The following is a 16,966-nucleotide window of genomic DNA, read 5'->3' on the forward strand; positions in this document are numbered from 1 at the left end:
ATCAAAAAACGTTCTGTTAGAAATTAGTGAACTGCACCCCAATTGTTAGACACAATCTAACAATAAGGGGTGCAGTTTTTTGTATGACTAAATTTACCGCAGAAGATAAATTAGTAGCTGTTCAGCGTTATTTAGAAGGTGGAAAGAGTTATCCATTGATTGGAGAGTCCCTTGGTACATCTACTAGTGTGGTTATGAACTGGGTTATGCAATACCAGCATCATGGGGTTGAAGGGTTATTAAAAAAATCCTATACAAGCTATTCTGCACAGTTTAAACTAGACGTACTTAATTATATGAATGAACATGGGACGTCTCCGAATGAAACAGCTATGATTTTTAACATTACTTCTCCTGCTTTAATTCGAAAATGGAGAATACAATTCGAATCACAAGGAATAGACGCCCTCGAATCAAAGAAAAAGGGGCGTCAAACCATGAAGAACGAAAAAAAGAAATTAACACCCGTTGAAGGTTCCGTTGAATCACTACTAGCAGAAATAGAACGATTACGCATGGAGAATGCTTACTTAAAAAAGTTGAATGCCTTAGTTCACGATAAGGAAAAATTACAAAGCAAGACAAAGCGAAAGTAGTTTTTGAACTAAGGGCTGAATTTCCTGTAAATGCATTACTCAAACTAGCTGTTATTCCACGTAGTACGTACTATTACTGGGTAAGTACATTCAATCGCCCTGACAAAGATGCCGAATTAAAAACATTGATTCAGGCTATTTATCACGAACATAAAGGACGGTACGGGTACAGGCGTATTACGGATGAGCTAAAGAATCAAGGGCATAGGGTGAACCATAAAAAAGTACAGCGACTAATGAAAGAGTTAGGGTTAAAGAGCATTGTTCGCATGAAAAAATATCGTTCATATAGAGGGGAAGCCGGCAAGACAGCACCAAATATTTTAGCGCGTAACTTCCATACAGAGGAACCAAATAAGAAATGGGTAACCGACATTACAGAATTTAAATTGTTTGGCGAGAAGCTCTATTTATCCCCCATGTTAGATCTATATAACGGGGAAATTATCATCTATACTATCGCTTCAAGACCAAAATATACTCTTGTTAAAACAATGCTAGAACAAGCATTTGAACGACTATCAGAAGGAGATAAACTTCTTATCCACTCGGATCAAGGTTGGCATTACAGAATGCCCCAATACCAACACGCATTAAAAGAAAATAACATTACGCAGAGTATGTCACGTAAAGGAAACTGTTACGATAACGCTGTAATGGAGAACTTCTTTGGTATCCTAAAATCGGAATTGTTATATACACAGGAGTTTGAAAGTGTTGAACATTTTAAACAAGAATTAGCGAAATATATTGATTACTATAATCACAAACGAATTAAGGCAAAATTAAAAGGTTTGAGCCCAGTACAATACCGAACTCAAACCATAGAAGCTGCCTAATCAAAATAAATGTCTAACTTTTTGGGGTCACTTCATTAGCGGAGCGTTTTTTATTTTTCGATAATGGAGAATTTTGTCGACTTTTGTATTGTTTGAAAAGAAACTGTAATAATTTTACCGCTTTTTTTAGCGAATTATGATGTTATAATAAAACCATGCGAAATTATGCACATATTATTTTGTATTTTAATTCATTTTGCAAATAAACAAAGATTATTGTCGAAGACCAAGATTCGAAAATAACTTTAACTATAGGTGATAAAAATGATAGAACTGCAAGAGGTATATAAAAAATATCCGAATGGTGTCACAGCCATTAATGGAATAGACGTCCGAATTAACCAGGGTGAATTTGTTTATGTCGTGGGCCCAAGTGGTGCAGGGAAATCGACTTTCATAAAAATGATGTACCGTGAAGAAGTACCATCTTCCGGGACTATTTCAATGAATGGCGTTAATCTCGCCAAATTAAAAATGAAAAAGGTTCCGGTTTTTAGAAGGAACCTTGGTGTGGTTTTTCAAGACTTTAAACTGCTTCCGTCCTTAACCGTATATGAAAATGTAGCCTTTGCCCTTGAGGTCATTGAGGCACAGCCGAAGTTCATCAAAAAGCGTGTAATGGAAGTTCTTGATCTTGTTAACCTAAAGCATAAGGCGAGAATGCTTCCGACTGAGCTTTCCGGCGGGGAGCAGCAGCGTGTTTCGATTGCCCGCTCGATCGTCAACTCACCAAAGGTTGTGATTGCGGACGAACCTACGGGAAATCTTGATCCTGAAACTTCATGGGAAATCATGAATATTTTTGAGGAAATTAATACAAGAGGAACAACGATTGTTATGGCAACCCATAACAGGGAGATTGTTAACACATTGAAACATCGCGTCATTGCCATTGAAGGCGGCAGGATTGTTCGCGATGAACAAAGAGGTGATTACGGTTATGAAAATTAGAACAATTGGCCGTCACGCCCGTGAAAGCTTAAAGAACATTAGCAGAAATGGCTGGATGACCTTTGCATCCGTGAGTGCCGTGACTGTGACCCTAATATTAGTCGGTGTCTTTTTCGTTATTATGATGAATCTAAATAGAGTGGCACAAACCATAGAAGATGACGTGCAAATCCGCGTTCACATCGATGTTGCTGCGAACAAACAAGATCAGCAATCATTAAAAAGTGAGATTGACAAAATTTCAGAAGTGAAAAGTGTTAAATTTTCACCGAAAAAGAAAGAACTAGATAATTTAGTTGATAGTCTCGGTGAAGATGGAAAGGCTTTTAAGCTTTTTGAACAGGATAATCCGCTAAACGATGTATTTATCGTAAAAACGAAAAACCCGGCAGACACAATGAAAGTCGCAAATAAGCTTGAAAAGTTCAATTATGTGGCAAAAGTAAAATACGGCCAGGGCAAGGTTGAAAAATTATTTAAGTTTATTAATGCAAGCCGTAACGTTGGTATCGTCTTAATCATTGGTTTGTTCTTTACGGCCATTTTCTTAATCTCGAATACAATTAAAATTACGATTATTGCTAGACGACGAGAAATTAAGATTATGAGATTAGTAGGGGCAACGAATACCTTTATCCGCTGGCCATTCTTCCTGGAAGGTTTATGGCTCGGCATTCTTGGATCGATTTTGCCAATTATCCTTATTTCGATTGCCTATTATCGTGCCTATGATTATATTGGCCCGAGGCTTGAGGGAACATTTATTAAGATCCTGCCTTTTGAACCATTTGTTTATCAGGTTTCCGGCATTTTGATTTTAATGGGGGCTTTGATTGGTGTATGGGGCAGCGTTATGTCCGTAAGAAAGTTTTTAAAGGTATAAATTTCTTCAGGGAGGACGTTTTTCTGTCCTTCCTGGATTTAGTTTAATAGAAAAAATTCTCAGAATAACAACTTTTGATTTACATAGATAAAGAACGGTTTATCTGTACATAGCGAGATGGAGGGGAAACATCAGAAATGAAGAAGTCAGTGATCACGATTGCCGTTGCTGCAACGGTCGGTTTGGGGACGATTTTTGGAGCGGCTCCTTCAAAAATTGAGGCGGAATCGATCTCAAAATTGAAAGGTGAACAAAATAAAATTCAAGAGAAGCGTTCCGATTTAAAATCAGGTATTAATCAAGCGAATGATAAAATTAGTGATATCCAAAATCAGCAGGCAGACGTGAAGAGTGAAATGAAACGGATTGATTTTGCGATTGGTGATACAACAACGAAAATTAATGAAAAAACAGCCAAAATAGAAGAAACAAAAGCCGAGGTTGCGAAATTACAAGAAGAGACGAAGGTCATCAAAGAGCGCATTGAAAAGCGTAATATGCTTTTGAAGGATCGGGCCCGCAGCTATCAGGAAACAGGCGGAATGGTCAATTATTTAGATGTCCTAATGGGCTCAACAAGCTTTAGCGATTTCATTGACCGTGCAAATGCTGTCGCAACGATTATGCAGGCAGACCAAGATATTTTAAAGCAGCATGAGGCCGACAAAAAGGAGCTTGAGTCAAAACAATCTCAAGTTGAAAAAGAACTGGCTAGTCTGGAAACAATGCTAGCAGACTTAGAAAAAATGAATCAGCAATTGAGTGCGCAAAAAGCGGAAAAAGATAAATTATTAGCAACATTAAAAAATCAAGAAGCAGAAGAACACGAACACATAATGGATTTGACGGAGCAAGAGCAACTCCTAGCGGCGCAAGAGGCTGCGATCCAAAAGGCAATCAAGATGGAGCAGGAAGCTCAAGCCAGAGCCGCTGCAGAAGCTGCAAAAAATAACCAAGCAAGCGGTGGCGGTGGTGCCTCTACGGTGATTCCGAACAATTCAAGTGGATATTGGACCCAGCCCGCTGTCGGGCGTTTCAGCTCAGGTTTTGGAGGCCGTAGTGGTGGCAATCATTATGGAGTCGACATTGCCAATGCTACGCAAGTACCAATTGTTGCAGCTGCTGATGGTGTTGTGATTAAATCCTATAGTTCTACGAGTTATGGAGAATGTATCTTTATATCACACTCAATTAATGGCCAGGTTTATACAACTGTCTATGCTCATATGTCTTCACGTATAGCCAGCAATGGTGCTGTAGTGAAAAAGGGCCAGCAAATTGGCGTCATGGGGAATACTGGTGCTTCTGAGGGCCAACATTTACACTTTGAACTTCATAAAGGTCCTTGGACACAGGATAAACGATATGCCATTGATCCAGTGGGCATCGTGCCGCTTCCAGGACGTTAAGCTGTTTGGGAGAAGCTTTTTGCTTCTTCTTTTTTTTGCCTATCAATTACTCATAACTCGTCCATTCCTCACATATAAGTTAATAATCGGGCAGGAATTCGGTGCCTTTTTATTCAATTAATATGACAGGTAGTTAATTTGAGGAGGATTCTGGATGAATCGTAAATGGATTGCCCTATTGGTAACGGGTTCGCTTCTTACAGGCGCAGGGGGCACCTATGCCGGAATGAACGTTTTAAATAAAACCGAAGCAGCCCCCAAATTGGAGCAGGTGGGAACACCTAAAGAAAAAGCTATTAATTCCGAGGCTGATACAGATGAACTGGAGAAAGTAGAGCAAGCCTATGATCTAATAGTAAACCGCTATGTTGAAAAAGTGGATCAGGAAAAGTTGGTTGAAGGTGCGATCCAAGGGATGCTTTCGGTTTTAAAGGATCCATATTCCGTTTATATGGATAAGGAAACAGCCCAGCAATTCACGCAAACACTGGAATCGTCTTTTGAAGGAATTGGAGCAGAAGTAGGTATGGAAGATGGAAAAATTGTCATCGTCTCACCTTTTAAAAATTCTCCCGCTGAAAAAGCAGGCATCAAACCGAATGATCAAATTTTAAAGGTTGACGGGAAAAGTGTCGAAGGCCTAGACCTAAATAAAGCAACGCTTAAGATTCGTGGAAAAAAAGGGACAACAGTAAAATTAGAAATTGCTAGAAAAGGGTTAAAAGAATCTCTATCCATTGATGTCAAGCGTGATCAAATTCCGCTGGACACCGTGCACGCTTCCATTAAGAAGCAAGACGGCAAAAAGATTGGCTATATTGAAATAACATCTTTTTCTGAAGATACGGCGGCAGATTTTAAAAAGGAATTAAAAGCGCAGGAAAACGACGATATTAAAGGCCTGATTATTGATGTACGCGGCAACCCCGGCGGACTTTTAGACAGTGTCGGAGAAATCTTAAAAGAATTTGTCCCGAATGATAGGCCATATGTTCAGATTGAAGAGCGTAACGGAAAAAAACGACGCTACTTCTCCACCATTTCCGAGAAAAAGGATTATCCCGTGCTTGTCCTTGTCAATAAAGGCAGTGCTTCCGCATCGGAAATTTTAGCAGGCTCATTGAAGGAAGCGGCCGGCTATCAGCTTGTTGGCGAAACGACGTTTGGCAAAGGAACAGTCCAGCAAGCGGTGCCAATGGGGGATGGCAGCAATATTAAGCTGACATTAGCGAAATGGCTGACCCCGGATGGAAATTGGATACACAAAAAGGGAATCAAACCGGATGTGGCGATCAAACAGCCGGCCATATTCGCAACCCATCCGATTCAAGTTGAGAAAACACTTGTTGAGGATATGAACAATGAACAGATCAAAAACGCCCAAGAAATATTAGATGGTTTGGGATTTGCACCTGGACGGACAGATGGATACTTTAGTGCCAAAACCAAGGTAGCCATTAAGGGCTTCCAGCAGCAAAATGACATCGAGCCAACTGGAAAAATTGATGCCAAAACCGCTGCTAAACTTGAAGAAGCAGTTGTGAAAGAAATGAAGAAAGAGAAAAATGACCTTCAGTTGCAAATGGCGTTGAAGATGATCACGAAATAACCAAAAAGCAGAGGCTGCGGCCTCTGTTTTTGTGTTTATTTTCGTAAATTAGGACTTTGGTGGAAATAGTGTCTAGGTTGGCGGAATTATCGGGAATTTCCGCGGAAATAGTAGTTGAGTTGGCGGAAATAAGTCGGAATCTTGCAGAATCCAAGCAATATTTGGCGGAATCTGCATTTAATCTGTCGAGAAAACTAGAATTAAACTCTTCAATGACAACTGAAAACTAGAATGCTACGACATTTTCACTTTTTTCTAGAAACTAGCAATAGGTTTTATGGTTCTAATTTGGTAAAATAATCTTTAAGAGACTTTTATATCATAACTTACTAGAAACTTTAATAGAGGCAGGTGACAGGAAATGGTGCAAATATGGCTTGTGGAACTTCTTAAAGGAATTGGCAAGTTATTTCTTCATCCTGTTTTATACTATCTCGTTTTCCTTGCAGGGATTTTAGGTGTAATGAGGGTAAAACGTGAACGGAAAAACTTTCATATTCGGGCACAAGATGCTTATTTCGAGCTCCGTCAGGTATTCCCCTTAGGACTTGTTGTTGGAATGTTTCTATCCATTGTTGTGGTTGCAGCAGGGATCACCGTACCATTCGCGGCCATCCTTCTTATTGCAGGATTTACGCTATTGTGGTCACTGACCACAAATGTTCGGTTGATGTCACCGGTATACACGGTTGGCGCTGCATTTTTCACCATTATTTTACTTGCAGAAAATAACTGGTCGATACCACTTTTTTCAAAAGCATTTGATTCGATTAGTGATAAGGTTTATCCTTCTGTTGTTGTTGTTCTTGGCCTATTGCTAATCGCAGAAGGAATCCTCATATTTAAAAATGGAAGCAAGGGGACTTCACCAAAAATTACAAAAAGCAAACGCGGTCAAAGCGTTGGTGCCCATGAGGTGAAACGGCTTTGGATGCTGCCTTTGTTCTTGCTGATCCCCGGGGATGCACTCCAGCTTCCCTTCGATTGGTGGCCGGTCTTTCATTTAGGAGCCAACGAGTACTCGCTAATTCTTGTTCCATTTGCGATTGGCTTTCATCAGCAAATCAAAGGGATGCTTCCGAATGAAGCCATCGAGCTTCATGGCAGGAGGGTGATCGTACTCGGAGTGCTTATATCGCTCCTTTCGATCGTAGGTTATTGGTACCCGCTCCTATCGATCGTGGTTGCCGCACTTGCTGTGATTGGGCGGGAATCATTAGCATTAATCACTATTATGAAGGACGATAGTTTACCGTTTTATTTTTCAAAAAAAAATAATGGCTTGATGATTATTGGGATTATTCCAGAATCACCTGCTAATAAAATGGGTCTTAAGACGGGGGAGATTATCACAAAGGCTAATGGAGTACTGGTTCGGGATGAAAAAAGCTTCTATGAAGCACTGCAAAAAAACCGTGCCCACTGCAAGCTCGAAGTCTTAGATACCAAGGGCGAAATTCGCTTCGTCCAACGCGCCCTCTACGAAGGCGACCACCACGAACTCGGCGTCCTCTTTGTCCAAGATGAGCGAAAATACAAGGAAAAAATTGGATAATGGTGCCTGACACCCTTTTTAAGATTACCACTTAGTCTATATTGGCTATGTGGTTTTTTTATTTCTTGATAGGAAATGTTCCCTTAGCTGCTTAAGAGACAAAATTGTTGACAGGATGAGAAAAATATTATATTATTATCTCGAATTGATAATATTTTAATTTGAAATACATGAATTAGAGATTACTTTTTAAGGTGGTGTAAGGTATGGGTTTTTTGGATAAATTATTTGGGAAAACAGTTGAGGAGGAAACGACAATGACAAAATTAAACATTGGTATTATTTTAGGAAGTACACGTCAAGGACGCGTAAGTCCACAAGTAGGAGAATGGGTGAAAGGGATTGCTGACAAACGTGGTGATGCAAATTATGAAATCGTTGATATTGCAGACTTCAAATTGCCATTCTTGGGCACAACTGATGGTTCAGAACCAGGCATCGCAGAATGGAACCAAAAACTTGCTAACTTAGACGGGTTCGTATTCATTGTTCAAGAATACAACCACAGTATCACAGGTGCATTAAAAAATGCCCTTGATTTTGCGCGTGAGGCATGGAATGACAAAGCTGCTGGGATCGTAAGCTATGGTTCAACTGGCGGTGCTCGTGCAGCAGAACATTTACGTGGAATTTGCGGTGAATTGAAAATTGCCGACGTTCGCACACATCCAACATTGTCATTATTTACAGATTTTGAAAACGGAAGTGTCTTCAAACCAGCTGAATTGCATCTTACAAATGTAAATGCAATGCTTGACGAAGTTGTTGCTTGGAGCGGAGCATTAAAAACTATTCGATAAGAAAAGCGCAAGCGCCCTGGTCAGCGGCGTATGGCCTGGAGCGCTCCAACTGAGATAAAGGAAACACGAAGAGCCGGAGGCGATTCGATGTTGTACTTATCGTAGGGCGGAGAGCGAAGGACACTAGCCGCTAGGGCGCTGGAGCTGGACAATTCTCAAAGTCCAAATTTATATATTCTTATCTTTTAAAAAAAGAGAGGGGATGAGTATTCATCCCCTCCTCCTTATAATGTACGATACTTTTTCAATGAAAAGATGTTAAGCAGGATGAATAGTGCAGCGAAGACCACTAAGGCCATAAGGTCCCCGCTAATCTCACTAACACTGTATCCCTTATACATAACGCCTCTTAATGCATCCCCTGCATAATACATCGGGAACACCTTCGCAATCACCTGGAGCCAATTCGCCATCCCCTCAAGCGGGAAAATCCCGGCAAAAAATATTTGTGGAATGACCGCAATCGGGATAAATTGCATCATTTGAAATTCGGAAGCGGCAAACGTCGATAACAATATGCCTAAAGATAATGCCACCAATGCTAAGAGCAGATTAATCAAAAGGACATTCCATATCGATCCAACGAGCACAATATCTAAAACAGTAATCGAATAGAAAACAACAATAACCGTTTGAATAACCGCAAACATGCCATAGCCAATCAAATAGGCTGTAACGATTTCGCCCCTTTGGATTGGAGTAGATAATAACCGTTCTAATGTTCCTGTTGTCCGCTCGCGCAATAATCCAATCCCTGAAATGATAAAAACAAAGAAGAAGACAAAGAAACCAACCAATATCGGGCTTAATACATCAAAAAACACTGTGTCTTTATTTCCATAAACATAGTTTGTTTCAATCTTTTTTGGCATCATCCCTGCTATTGCCGGATTTTGCTGGATCAGTTTGGCTTGTGCAAGGGCTGAAACAGTTTGGTTTACCTTTGCTTGTAGGCCCTTAGCAGAACTAGGATCGTCATTCTGAAGCGTTAATTCCATGGTGCCGTCTTCCTGCTGCAACAATCCGTTCAGGTCATCATCAACCACGGTGTCTTTCGTTACCGTCTCATATTCCTTCACCTTTATATCGGCATCTTTAAAGGCTTTAACAAGACTGGAATCAACCCCGACAACACCTAATTTCGGTTCCACGGTATTGCCATTAAATAAAAAGTACATCAGGGTCAAAATTAATAACGGAGCGACAAACATCAAAGCTAAAGTTCGTTTATCGCGAAGCATTTGCTGACAGATTCTTTTGATTAGCGCGGTAATTCTCATGACTGTTTCACCCCCGCTTTCAGGAAAACCTCATCGAAATCGTCTGTTCCGTATAACGCTTTTAACTCGCTAGGTGTGCCGCTTGTAAGAATGCAGCCATCACGTACCATGGCGACATAATCGCATTTAACCGCCTCATCCATCACATGCGTAGTCACAATAATGGTTTTTTCTTCTTCATTTTTCAAACGTAAAAATTCCTTCCAGATCGACAATTTCAATTCCGGGTCAATTCCCACGGTTGGTTCATCTAAAATTAAGATTTTTGGGTCTTGAATGAGCGCGATTGCCAGTGATAAGCGTCGTTTCATTCCCCCTGAATAGGCAGCTACACGCTTCTTTAGATCCTCCGTCAGATTTACTAAATTGGCCACATAGGCAATCCGCTTTTTCTGTTCGCCCTTATTTAATCGATAGAGGGAAGCAAAAAACTTCAGATTTTCTTCACCTGTTAACTCGACATACAAGGCATCGGACTGCGCCATATAACCAATTTCCTGTAATAACCGTAGATTCGGCATTTTTTCACCCAAAACATGTATTGAACCTGTATCCGCTTTTTCCATTCCGACAATCATTTTTACAAGTGTTGTTTTCCCGGCACCTGACGGACCGATTAACCCGAATAATTGGCCTTTCGGGATGGTTACGTTAACATCATTCAAAACCGGCCTTTTTCCAAAGCTCTTATTCACCTGTTCAACTTTAATGGTTGGATTCATTGTCATTCCCCCCTAGAGGTAAAATCATTCTTATATTTATTTTACAGCTTCAGGCAATTTTAACAATGAACAGATTGGTGAATTATGTCTATCATTTCAAATTGAGGTACCCAAAGTGCACCCACAACAATGTTTATGGATGAACTTTTTGAAAAATGCATCAAATGAAAAAAAGAGGTGACAAATCGTCACCCCTAAGACAGTTTAATTTTCTGCAAATTTATTTACCACTTTTTGTTCAGTTGATTTCACTTCGTTTGGATCCTCCGCTTGTTTTGCGCGTTTAATAAAGAAAGCAAGGATAAGCGCAATACTGGCAATTCCAACCGATACAACAAATGAATCATTAATTCCTTCCAACATCGCTTTCATGGCAATCTGTTGCTTCATGTCAGCTAACAAGGCTGGAGTAGGCTGCTCGGTTAAATGTTTCATCGCCGCTGCGCCTAGATCCACCGCATGTGTTTTTGTCCGATTGGTCATGATGGTCACGAGCAGCGCCGAACCAATTGCGCCCGAAACCTGCTGCAATGTACTGTTCATCGCAGTACCGTGCGGATAATACCTGGCCGGTAATTGGTTTAAACCATTTGTCATGACAGGCATCATTACCATTGACATCCCAAACATCCTTGCTGAATATAAGAGAATTAAATGGGAATAAGAGGTATCAAGTGCTAATTTACTGAAAAAATAACTTGTTACAATCGTAATCGATAGGCCGATAATCGCTAAAATGCGGCCGCCAAACTTATCAAATAATTTTCCGGTAATAGGTGACATGATCCCCATCAATATGGCACCTGGAAGCATCATCAAGCCGGATTTCATAGGAGAAATCCCACGTATTGTTTGAACATAGATCGGTAAAAGCAGCATCGCTGAAAACATCGCCATCGAAATGACAACCGAGATAGCTGACGATAAAGCAAACATTGGGTATTTATAGATTCTAAATTCAAGCATTGGTTTTTCAAGTTTAAATTGACGTAAGATAAACAAAATTAATGAAATGGCGCCGACGATAATCGTGCCATATACTAGTGAACTATCCCAGCCCTTATCACCGGCAGAGCTAAATCCATACAGCAATCCGCCAAAGCCAAGACTTGATAACACAAGTGATAGGGCGTCAAGACTGATCTCGACTTTTTCTTTTTTATCTTTAAGTAAGAAAATACCGATTAAAAGAACAATCACGGCAATCGGTGATACGAAGTGGAATAACATTCTCCAGTCGAAATGCTCAAGCATCCAACCGGATAATGTCGGGCCAACAGCCGGTGCAAAAATGAATATAAGCCCGAAAAGCCCCATCGCTCCGCCTCTTTTTTCAGGTGGAAAGCTTGTTAACATGACGTTCATTAACAGCGGCATCATAATGGCAGATCCGGAAGCTTGAATGAGCCGCGCAACTAACAAGACTGGAAAGGCGGTGGAGAAACCTGCAAGAAATGTACCTACTGTAAATAAACTAATTGCGGTTAGGAATAAACCTCTAACAGAGTATCTTTGAATCAAAAAGGCTGTTGCCGGAATCATAATCCCATTCACCAGCATATAACCTGTTGCAAGCCATTGGACAGTCGATGCCCCGACATCTAAATCCTTCATGATCGAAGGAAGTGCCACATTTAAGAGGGTTTCGTTTAACATGGCAATAAAAGCCCCAATCATCAGGATGGCAAGTATCCCATATGGTGGCCGTGCATGATTTGTATTGACGTTTTCCATTATTGTCCTCCTTGAACTAGTAGTCTACTTTTTTGTACCTTTATTTCAAGTACCAACAATAATATCATTTGCGTCTCAATTTGTGCAACAAAAATATTTTCCATTTCTGGTGACACTATTTCCCATCGTCATTTTCCATTTAATCCCGTAACCTGTCTAGGACCCAATAGGGTGATGCGCGATAAGATCAGGGCCATTTCTTGAGGGGATTTTTCCATTCCGCTTTCAAGCCAATGCTGGATCACTCCGAGGTGGGCTGAACTTACATAGGCTATAAGAAAATCAACGGGAACCAGCATCTCCTCTTGTTTTAACGAGGTAATGATTTTTTGAAAAAAAGTCCCTTTAATGAAATCCTTCAATTTTACCTGAAATGCTGCATCTCCATTTGGGCCGAGGACAACCTTCATAAAACTGGAATTCTCATGCAAGTATTCAAATAAGTAAACAATAAATGGAAAGGGCTCCTGTTGACCATCAAAGGTTAAGGCATCCTTAGGATTGATATTATGCGTAAACTGTTTGATCCCATTGATAATCTCATCTTCACATTGCTCTAATAAATCGTATTTATCGCGGTAATGTAAATAAAAGGTGCCGCGATTAATATCCGCAGTTTCTGTTAAATCACGGACGGTAATCGCTTCAAATCCTTTTTTCTCCATTAGCTCTGTAAGCGCATCGCGGATCATCCGTTTTGTACGAATAATTCGTCTGTCTGACAATCGCTCTGTCATGTCCACATACCTCCAGCAAACCCTTTTTATCGAAAAATAAACACGAACTATAGTCGTGTTTATTAATAGACATTTATTAACAAATTGTTTATTGCTATCAACAATAAACAAATTATAATAAACTTATTGACTGTTAATCAACATATTGTTCATTATTTTTGTGATGTCAGGCCTTTTATTGGTTTTGTATAAAGGGAACTTTTGGTATATTTTTCGGTATGGCTGCTAAACCTATAATGGTAAATTTACCGTTAATGAAAGGTGGTTTAGCCATGATTATTAGTTTGTTGCAAGGTATTCAGTATCAAAATCAAGAAATTTTTACAATTGAAGGAGCGGCGGCCATTGTGTTTTATTTCGCGGTATACTCCTTCATTGGTTGGCTACTTGAAAATAGCTATAGCTTCGTTACAAAGCGAAAATTTTTCAAAGAGAATTTTTTATTTGGCCCCTTTAAACCGATGTACGGATTTGCTCCGGTGCTATTGGTTTATTTAATTCCGCCAGGAACAAATTGGGGCATCCTGATTCTTTTATGCCTCTTCATTCCGACTCTAGTCGAGTATGTGAGCGGGGCGATGCTCCAGAAATTATTCAATAAGCAATGGTGGGATTATTCAGAAACACCCATGCAGCTGCATGGACATATCTGCCTGCCCTTCTCCATCTGCTGGGTGTTCTTATCCCTTATATGTATAAAATGGGTCCACCCGGTAATTGCCACTATGTATGGATCCATAGAACCATACTGGGCATGGGTATGGTCAGCAGCAGGACTATACTTCCTCGCCGACCTAGCTTTAACAATCCGAAAACATGCTTTACAAAATTTAACAAATGGTGCCTGACACCCTTTGCACTCCTTCGATAGTAGAAAGAAGGAGTTTTTTGTTTTAATGGTTATTTATTTTAAGGAGCTCTTGAAGCTCTGTGTACATAAAAGATTAAAATTCAATGAAAATATGAAAGATAGGAATAAATAGTGCTACATTGTAGGGGAGGGTTCTACACAAACAAACTATTTTGATTTGCCGCCTTGGGATCATCACTAAAAAGGAGGGCTTATTGTGAAAAAGCGAATTTTGGTTGTTGAGGATGAAAAACAGATCGCGAAAATTTTAAAGATTGAACTAGAGTTTGAAGGCTATGAAGTGGTGGTTGCCTATGACGGAAAATCGGGATTGCAAGCCGCTTTGAGCGAGCAATTGGATTTAATCCTATTAGATGTCATGCTGCCCGAAATGAACGGGATAGAGGTTTTAAGAAAAATACGTGTAGAGAACAACGTGCTGCCTATCATCTTACTAACAGCCAGGAATATGACGATGGATAAGGTAACCGGACTTGATCAGGGAGCAAATGATTATATTACGAAGCCCTTTGAAATGGAAGAAGTATTGGCAAGAATTCGCTCTTGTCTTCGCCAGAACTCCATTGCTGTTAAGGCGGTGCAGCAGTCTGAGGAAACCGTACTTTCTATAGGGGATTTAACTGTAAACCTTGATACGAGAGAGGTAATCAGGGGGGAGGCTTCCATTACGTTAACGCCCAAGGAATTTGATTTGTTAGCCTATTTGCTTTCCAATAAAAATAAAATTGTCACCCGGGAAAATATCATTCTTCATGTATGGGGCTATGAATATGAAGGGGAAACAAACGTCATTGATGTGTTTATCAGACATTTACGAAAGAAAATCGAAGAAGGCTTTTCAGACCCTACCATTATTCAGACGATCAGGGGAATCGGCTATACAATAAGGGAGAAGTAAGCGAATGAAGATTACGACCAAAATTAATTTGATTACAACCGCATGGATCCTAGTCGTGTTAATTGCTGTAAACGCAGTGGTCTTTTTTTCGTTTATGAAAATTACCGTCAATATGGAGGATAATGCCCTGTTCCAAAAGGCAGGTCAATTGATAAAGGAGCTAAAACAGGATGATACATCGGCAGCTACTAAAGTCCAATTAACCCCATATCTGACACCGCATTCGTTCATTAGAATTATTCAATCGGGTGGGAAAGTTACCCATCAAGTAACGAATGATACGCACTTGGCTGCAAAAATTAAACCGCAATTTTCCAGTGAAAAAGGGACGACGAGGAGTACTATTAGACTAAATAATCAAGAAGAACAAATTGCGATTGTCAGGGTACCGATCAAGAAAGATGGGCAGGTTATCGGTACGCTGGAGTTCGGAGAGAAGTTAAAGGGATTGGAATTAGGAAAGGACTTATTACTGTCTATTCTTGTGTTTTGTACAGTTTTAGGAGCTTTACTATCACTGCTGGGTGGCAGGTGGCTGTCTAATCTGATTATGAGGCCCATTTCCAACATGATTAATACGATGGAGGACATCGAACAAAGCGGGATCCCGAAAAAAATTGTCATCCAACATGAAACAAAGGATGAATTGCAAAAATTAGCGGTTACGTTTAATCGAATGATTGAAAGATTGGAGAGTAACTTGGAAAAACAGAAGCAATTTATTTCTGATGCTTCGCATGAATTAAAGACCCCGCTCACGGTGATTAAAAGTTATGCGGACCTATTGCTAAGACGGGGGATCCAAAATAAAGAGGTTGCCCACGATGCCATTGAATCGATTCATTCAGAAGCGACGAGAATACAAAGAATGACAGAAAGGTTTCTCGATTTAGCAGATACAGAATCAGGCAATCTGTTAGAAACAAAACCAATCAATTTAACAGCCCTTTGCGAGAATATCCGAAAACAGTTAAAAAGTGCCTATAAGAGGGAGATTGACCTCCATTATCAAGGTGATTCCATTACCGTGATTGCTGATGAATTAAAGCTTAAGCAGGCCATCATTATATTAATGGATAACGCCATTAAATACAGTTCGGAAAAAATAGATGTCTATCTAGAGAAAAAGGAACCATTTACTGTCATTAGGGTGAAGGATTACGGGATTGGCATACCTGAATCTGAAATTGGCAATATCTTTGAACGTTTTTATCGGGTGGACAAGGCTAGAAGCCGCGAGACAGGGGGAACCGGCCTTGGATTGGCAATCGCCAAAAATATTATCAAACAGCATCACGGGGAAATTAAAGTAAGAAGTACGGAGGGAGTGGGGACAGAAGTGGAATTGTACCTGCCAAAGAGGAAAGGAACTGACCTTTAAGTGATCAAAATCATAATTGTTACTGTAATTCTTTTACTCATCCTCTTTCTTGTTTATGCTATCTTGCCAACCGTAATGATTCGTGTTTTCAGTTTGGGAATTACAAAAAGAACCAATACTGACGCCATCGCCTTAACGTTTGATGATGGTCCCAATCCTGTCTATACACCCCAATTGCTTGATCTTTTGAAAAAATATGATGTGAAGGCAACATTTTTTGTAGTGGGCAGCAAGGTAAAATCCTATCCGGATATCATTAAACGGATGAGCCGGGAGGGACATACGATTGGAATCCATCACTTTGAACATATTTCAAGCTGGATCCATTCACCATCTCGAATAAAAAAACAGCTTCAGATGACAGAACAAGCCATCACGGAATGCACTGGAGAGAAGGTTACTTTTTACCGGCCGCCATGGGGGAGTTTTAATTTATTCAGCCTGCTGGTGAGTAATCGATATAAGGTGATTCTGTGGTCGCACATCTTCGGTGATTGGAAGGCTGCAAAAGGTAAAAACGGATTGCTAGAGGAATTGCTGACAGCCACAGAACCCGGTTCGATACTATTGCTCCATGACTGCGGGGAAACGTTGGGTGCGGATAAGGAAGCTCCTTACTACATGCTCAAAAGCTTAGAAATCTATTTACAACAAAACAAAAATAACGGAACAAAATTTGTAACCTTTAAAGACCTGTGAGG

The 16,966-nt window shown here is 40.2% G+C and carries 15 protein-coding genes and 1 pseudogene; 12 read left to right on the forward strand and 4 right to left on the reverse strand.

Features of this window, described 5'->3' with window-relative positions; all coding sequences use genetic code 11:
- Positions 1–83 precede the first annotated feature (83 nt).
- The 8 genes and pseudogenes from ACIQXV_RS19340 to ACIQXV_RS19375 all read left to right on the forward strand — a co-directional run bounded on the left by ACIQXV_RS19340 (position 84) and on the right by ACIQXV_RS19375 (position 8,642).
- A pseudogene (locus ACIQXV_RS19340) lies at positions 84–1,435 on the forward strand (IS3 family transposase).
- Between the two features lie 264 nt (positions 1,436–1,699).
- Positions 1,700–2,386, forward strand: a complete 687-nt coding sequence (gene ftsE, locus ACIQXV_RS19345) for a cell division ATP-binding protein FtsE (RefSeq protein WP_402961214.1) — start codon at positions 1,700–1,702, stop codon at positions 2,384–2,386.
- Positions 2,376–3,269: a permease-like cell division protein FtsX gene (gene ftsX / locus ACIQXV_RS19350; RefSeq protein ID WP_402961216.1), complete on the forward strand. Its 894-nt coding sequence runs from the start codon at positions 2,376–2,378 to the stop codon at positions 3,267–3,269. Before ftsE ends, ftsX begins: the two co-directional genes overlap by 11 nt.
- Positions 3,270–3,406: 137 nt before the next feature.
- Positions 3,407–4,678, forward strand: a complete 1,272-nt coding sequence (locus ACIQXV_RS19355) for a murein hydrolase activator EnvC family protein (protein WP_402961218.1) — start codon at positions 3,407–3,409, stop codon at positions 4,676–4,678.
- A 154-nt stretch (positions 4,679–4,832) separates the two neighbouring features.
- Complete coding sequence (locus ACIQXV_RS19360; RefSeq protein WP_402961220.1) at positions 4,833–6,287, forward strand: S41 family peptidase; 1,455 nt, start codon at positions 4,833–4,835, stop codon at positions 6,285–6,287.
- 68 nt (positions 6,288–6,355) lie between these two features.
- Positions 6,356–6,517 carry a hypothetical protein gene (locus tag ACIQXV_RS19365; RefSeq protein WP_402961222.1) on the forward strand — a complete coding sequence of 54 codons (162 nt, stop codon included), beginning with the start codon at positions 6,356–6,358 and terminating at the stop codon, positions 6,515–6,517.
- A gap of 131 nt (positions 6,518–6,648) precedes the next feature.
- Positions 6,649–7,842 (forward strand): PDZ domain-containing protein, encoded by a 1,194-nt coding sequence (locus ACIQXV_RS19370; RefSeq protein ID WP_402961224.1) that lies wholly within the window; start codon positions 6,649–6,651, stop codon positions 7,840–7,842.
- A 206-nt stretch (positions 7,843–8,048) separates the two neighbouring features.
- Positions 8,049–8,642, forward strand: a complete 594-nt coding sequence (locus ACIQXV_RS19375) for an NADPH-dependent FMN reductase (protein ID WP_402961226.1) — start codon at positions 8,049–8,051, stop codon at positions 8,640–8,642.
- A gap of 224 nt (positions 8,643–8,866) precedes the next feature.
- Here the strand turns inward: ACIQXV_RS19375 and ACIQXV_RS19380 are convergent, their stop codons facing one another.
- From ACIQXV_RS19380 to ACIQXV_RS19395, 4 genes are all read right to left on the reverse strand, one after another.
- The gene (locus tag ACIQXV_RS19380) at positions 8,867–9,922 is read right to left on the reverse strand and encodes an ABC transporter permease (protein WP_402961228.1); all 1,056 of its coding nucleotides are present in this window, start codon (positions 9,920–9,922) and stop codon (positions 8,867–8,869) included.
- Complete coding sequence (locus tag ACIQXV_RS19385; RefSeq protein WP_402961230.1) at positions 9,919–10,644, reverse strand: ABC transporter ATP-binding protein; 726 nt, start codon at positions 10,642–10,644, stop codon at positions 9,919–9,921. Before ACIQXV_RS19385 ends, ACIQXV_RS19380 begins: the two co-directional genes overlap by 4 nt.
- A gap of 204 nt (positions 10,645–10,848) precedes the next feature.
- Positions 10,849–12,378: a DHA2 family efflux MFS transporter permease subunit gene (locus tag ACIQXV_RS19390; RefSeq protein ID WP_402961232.1), complete on the reverse strand. Its 1,530-nt coding sequence runs from the start codon at positions 12,376–12,378 to the stop codon at positions 10,849–10,851.
- Between the two features lie 128 nt (positions 12,379–12,506).
- A complete protein-coding gene (locus tag ACIQXV_RS19395) occupies positions 12,507–13,115 on the reverse strand; it encodes a TetR/AcrR family transcriptional regulator (RefSeq protein WP_402961234.1) in 609 nt (202 codons plus the stop codon).
- 272 nt (positions 13,116–13,387) lie between these two features.
- On the opposite strand from ACIQXV_RS19395, the gene ACIQXV_RS19400 reads away from it, so the two are divergent.
- From ACIQXV_RS19400 to ACIQXV_RS19415, 4 genes are all read left to right on the forward strand, one after another.
- Positions 13,388–13,963 carry a putative ABC transporter permease gene (locus ACIQXV_RS19400; protein ID WP_402961236.1) on the forward strand — a complete coding sequence of 192 codons (576 nt, stop codon included), beginning with the start codon at positions 13,388–13,390 and terminating at the stop codon, positions 13,961–13,963.
- 219 nt (positions 13,964–14,182) lie between these two features.
- Complete coding sequence (locus ACIQXV_RS19405) at positions 14,183–14,884, forward strand: response regulator transcription factor (protein ID WP_402961238.1); 702 nt, start codon at positions 14,183–14,185, stop codon at positions 14,882–14,884.
- 4 nt (positions 14,885–14,888) lie between these two features.
- A complete protein-coding gene (locus ACIQXV_RS19410; RefSeq protein ID WP_402961240.1) occupies positions 14,889–16,265 on the forward strand; it encodes a sensor histidine kinase in 1,377 nt (458 codons plus the stop codon).
- Positions 16,266–16,964, forward strand: coding sequence for a polysaccharide deacetylase family protein (locus ACIQXV_RS19415; RefSeq protein ID WP_402961242.1), 699 nt, complete (start codon positions 16,266–16,268; stop codon positions 16,962–16,964).
- Positions 16,965–16,966 lie beyond the last annotated feature (2 nt).

This window comes from Neobacillus sp. NPDC097160, assembly GCF_044762155.1.
Lineage (GTDB): Bacteria > Bacillota > Bacilli > Bacillales > Cytobacillaceae > Neobacillus.

What these genes read in the sequence shown, in the direction of transcription:
- ACIQXV_RS19375 (WP_402961226.1), top strand. Translation starts at nt 8,049, where the DNA reads ATGGGTTTTTTGGATAAATTATTTGGGAAAACAGTTGAGGAGGAAACG.
- ACIQXV_RS19410 (WP_402961240.1), top strand. Translation starts at nt 14,889, where the DNA reads ATGAAGATTACGACCAAAATTAATTTGATTACAACCGCATGGATCCTA.
- ACIQXV_RS19390 (WP_402961232.1), bottom strand. Translation starts at nt 12,378, where the DNA reads ATGGAAAACGTCAATACAAATCATGCACGGCCACCATATGGGATACTT.
- ACIQXV_RS19400 (WP_402961236.1), top strand. Translation starts at nt 13,388, where the DNA reads ATGATTATTAGTTTGTTGCAAGGTATTCAGTATCAAAATCAAGAAATT.
- ACIQXV_RS19385 (WP_402961230.1), bottom strand. Translation starts at nt 10,644, where the DNA reads ATGAATCCAACCATTAAAGTTGAACAGGTGAATAAGAGCTTTGGAAAA.
- ACIQXV_RS19360 (WP_402961220.1), top strand. Translation starts at nt 4,833, where the DNA reads ATGAATCGTAAATGGATTGCCCTATTGGTAACGGGTTCGCTTCTTACA.
- ACIQXV_RS19370 (WP_402961224.1), top strand. Translation starts at nt 6,649, where the DNA reads ATGGTGCAAATATGGCTTGTGGAACTTCTTAAAGGAATTGGCAAGTTA.
- ACIQXV_RS19355 (WP_402961218.1), top strand. Translation starts at nt 3,407, where the DNA reads ATGAAGAAGTCAGTGATCACGATTGCCGTTGCTGCAACGGTCGGTTTG.
- ftsE (WP_402961214.1), top strand. Translation starts at nt 1,700, where the DNA reads ATGATAGAACTGCAAGAGGTATATAAAAAATATCCGAATGGTGTCACA.
- ftsX (WP_402961216.1), top strand. Translation starts at nt 2,376, where the DNA reads ATGAAAATTAGAACAATTGGCCGTCACGCCCGTGAAAGCTTAAAGAAC.
- ACIQXV_RS19395 (WP_402961234.1), bottom strand. Translation starts at nt 13,115, where the DNA reads ATGACAGAGCGATTGTCAGACAGACGAATTATTCGTACAAAACGGATG.
- ACIQXV_RS19380 (WP_402961228.1), bottom strand. Translation starts at nt 9,922, where the DNA reads ATGAGAATTACCGCGCTAATCAAAAGAATCTGTCAGCAAATGCTTCGC.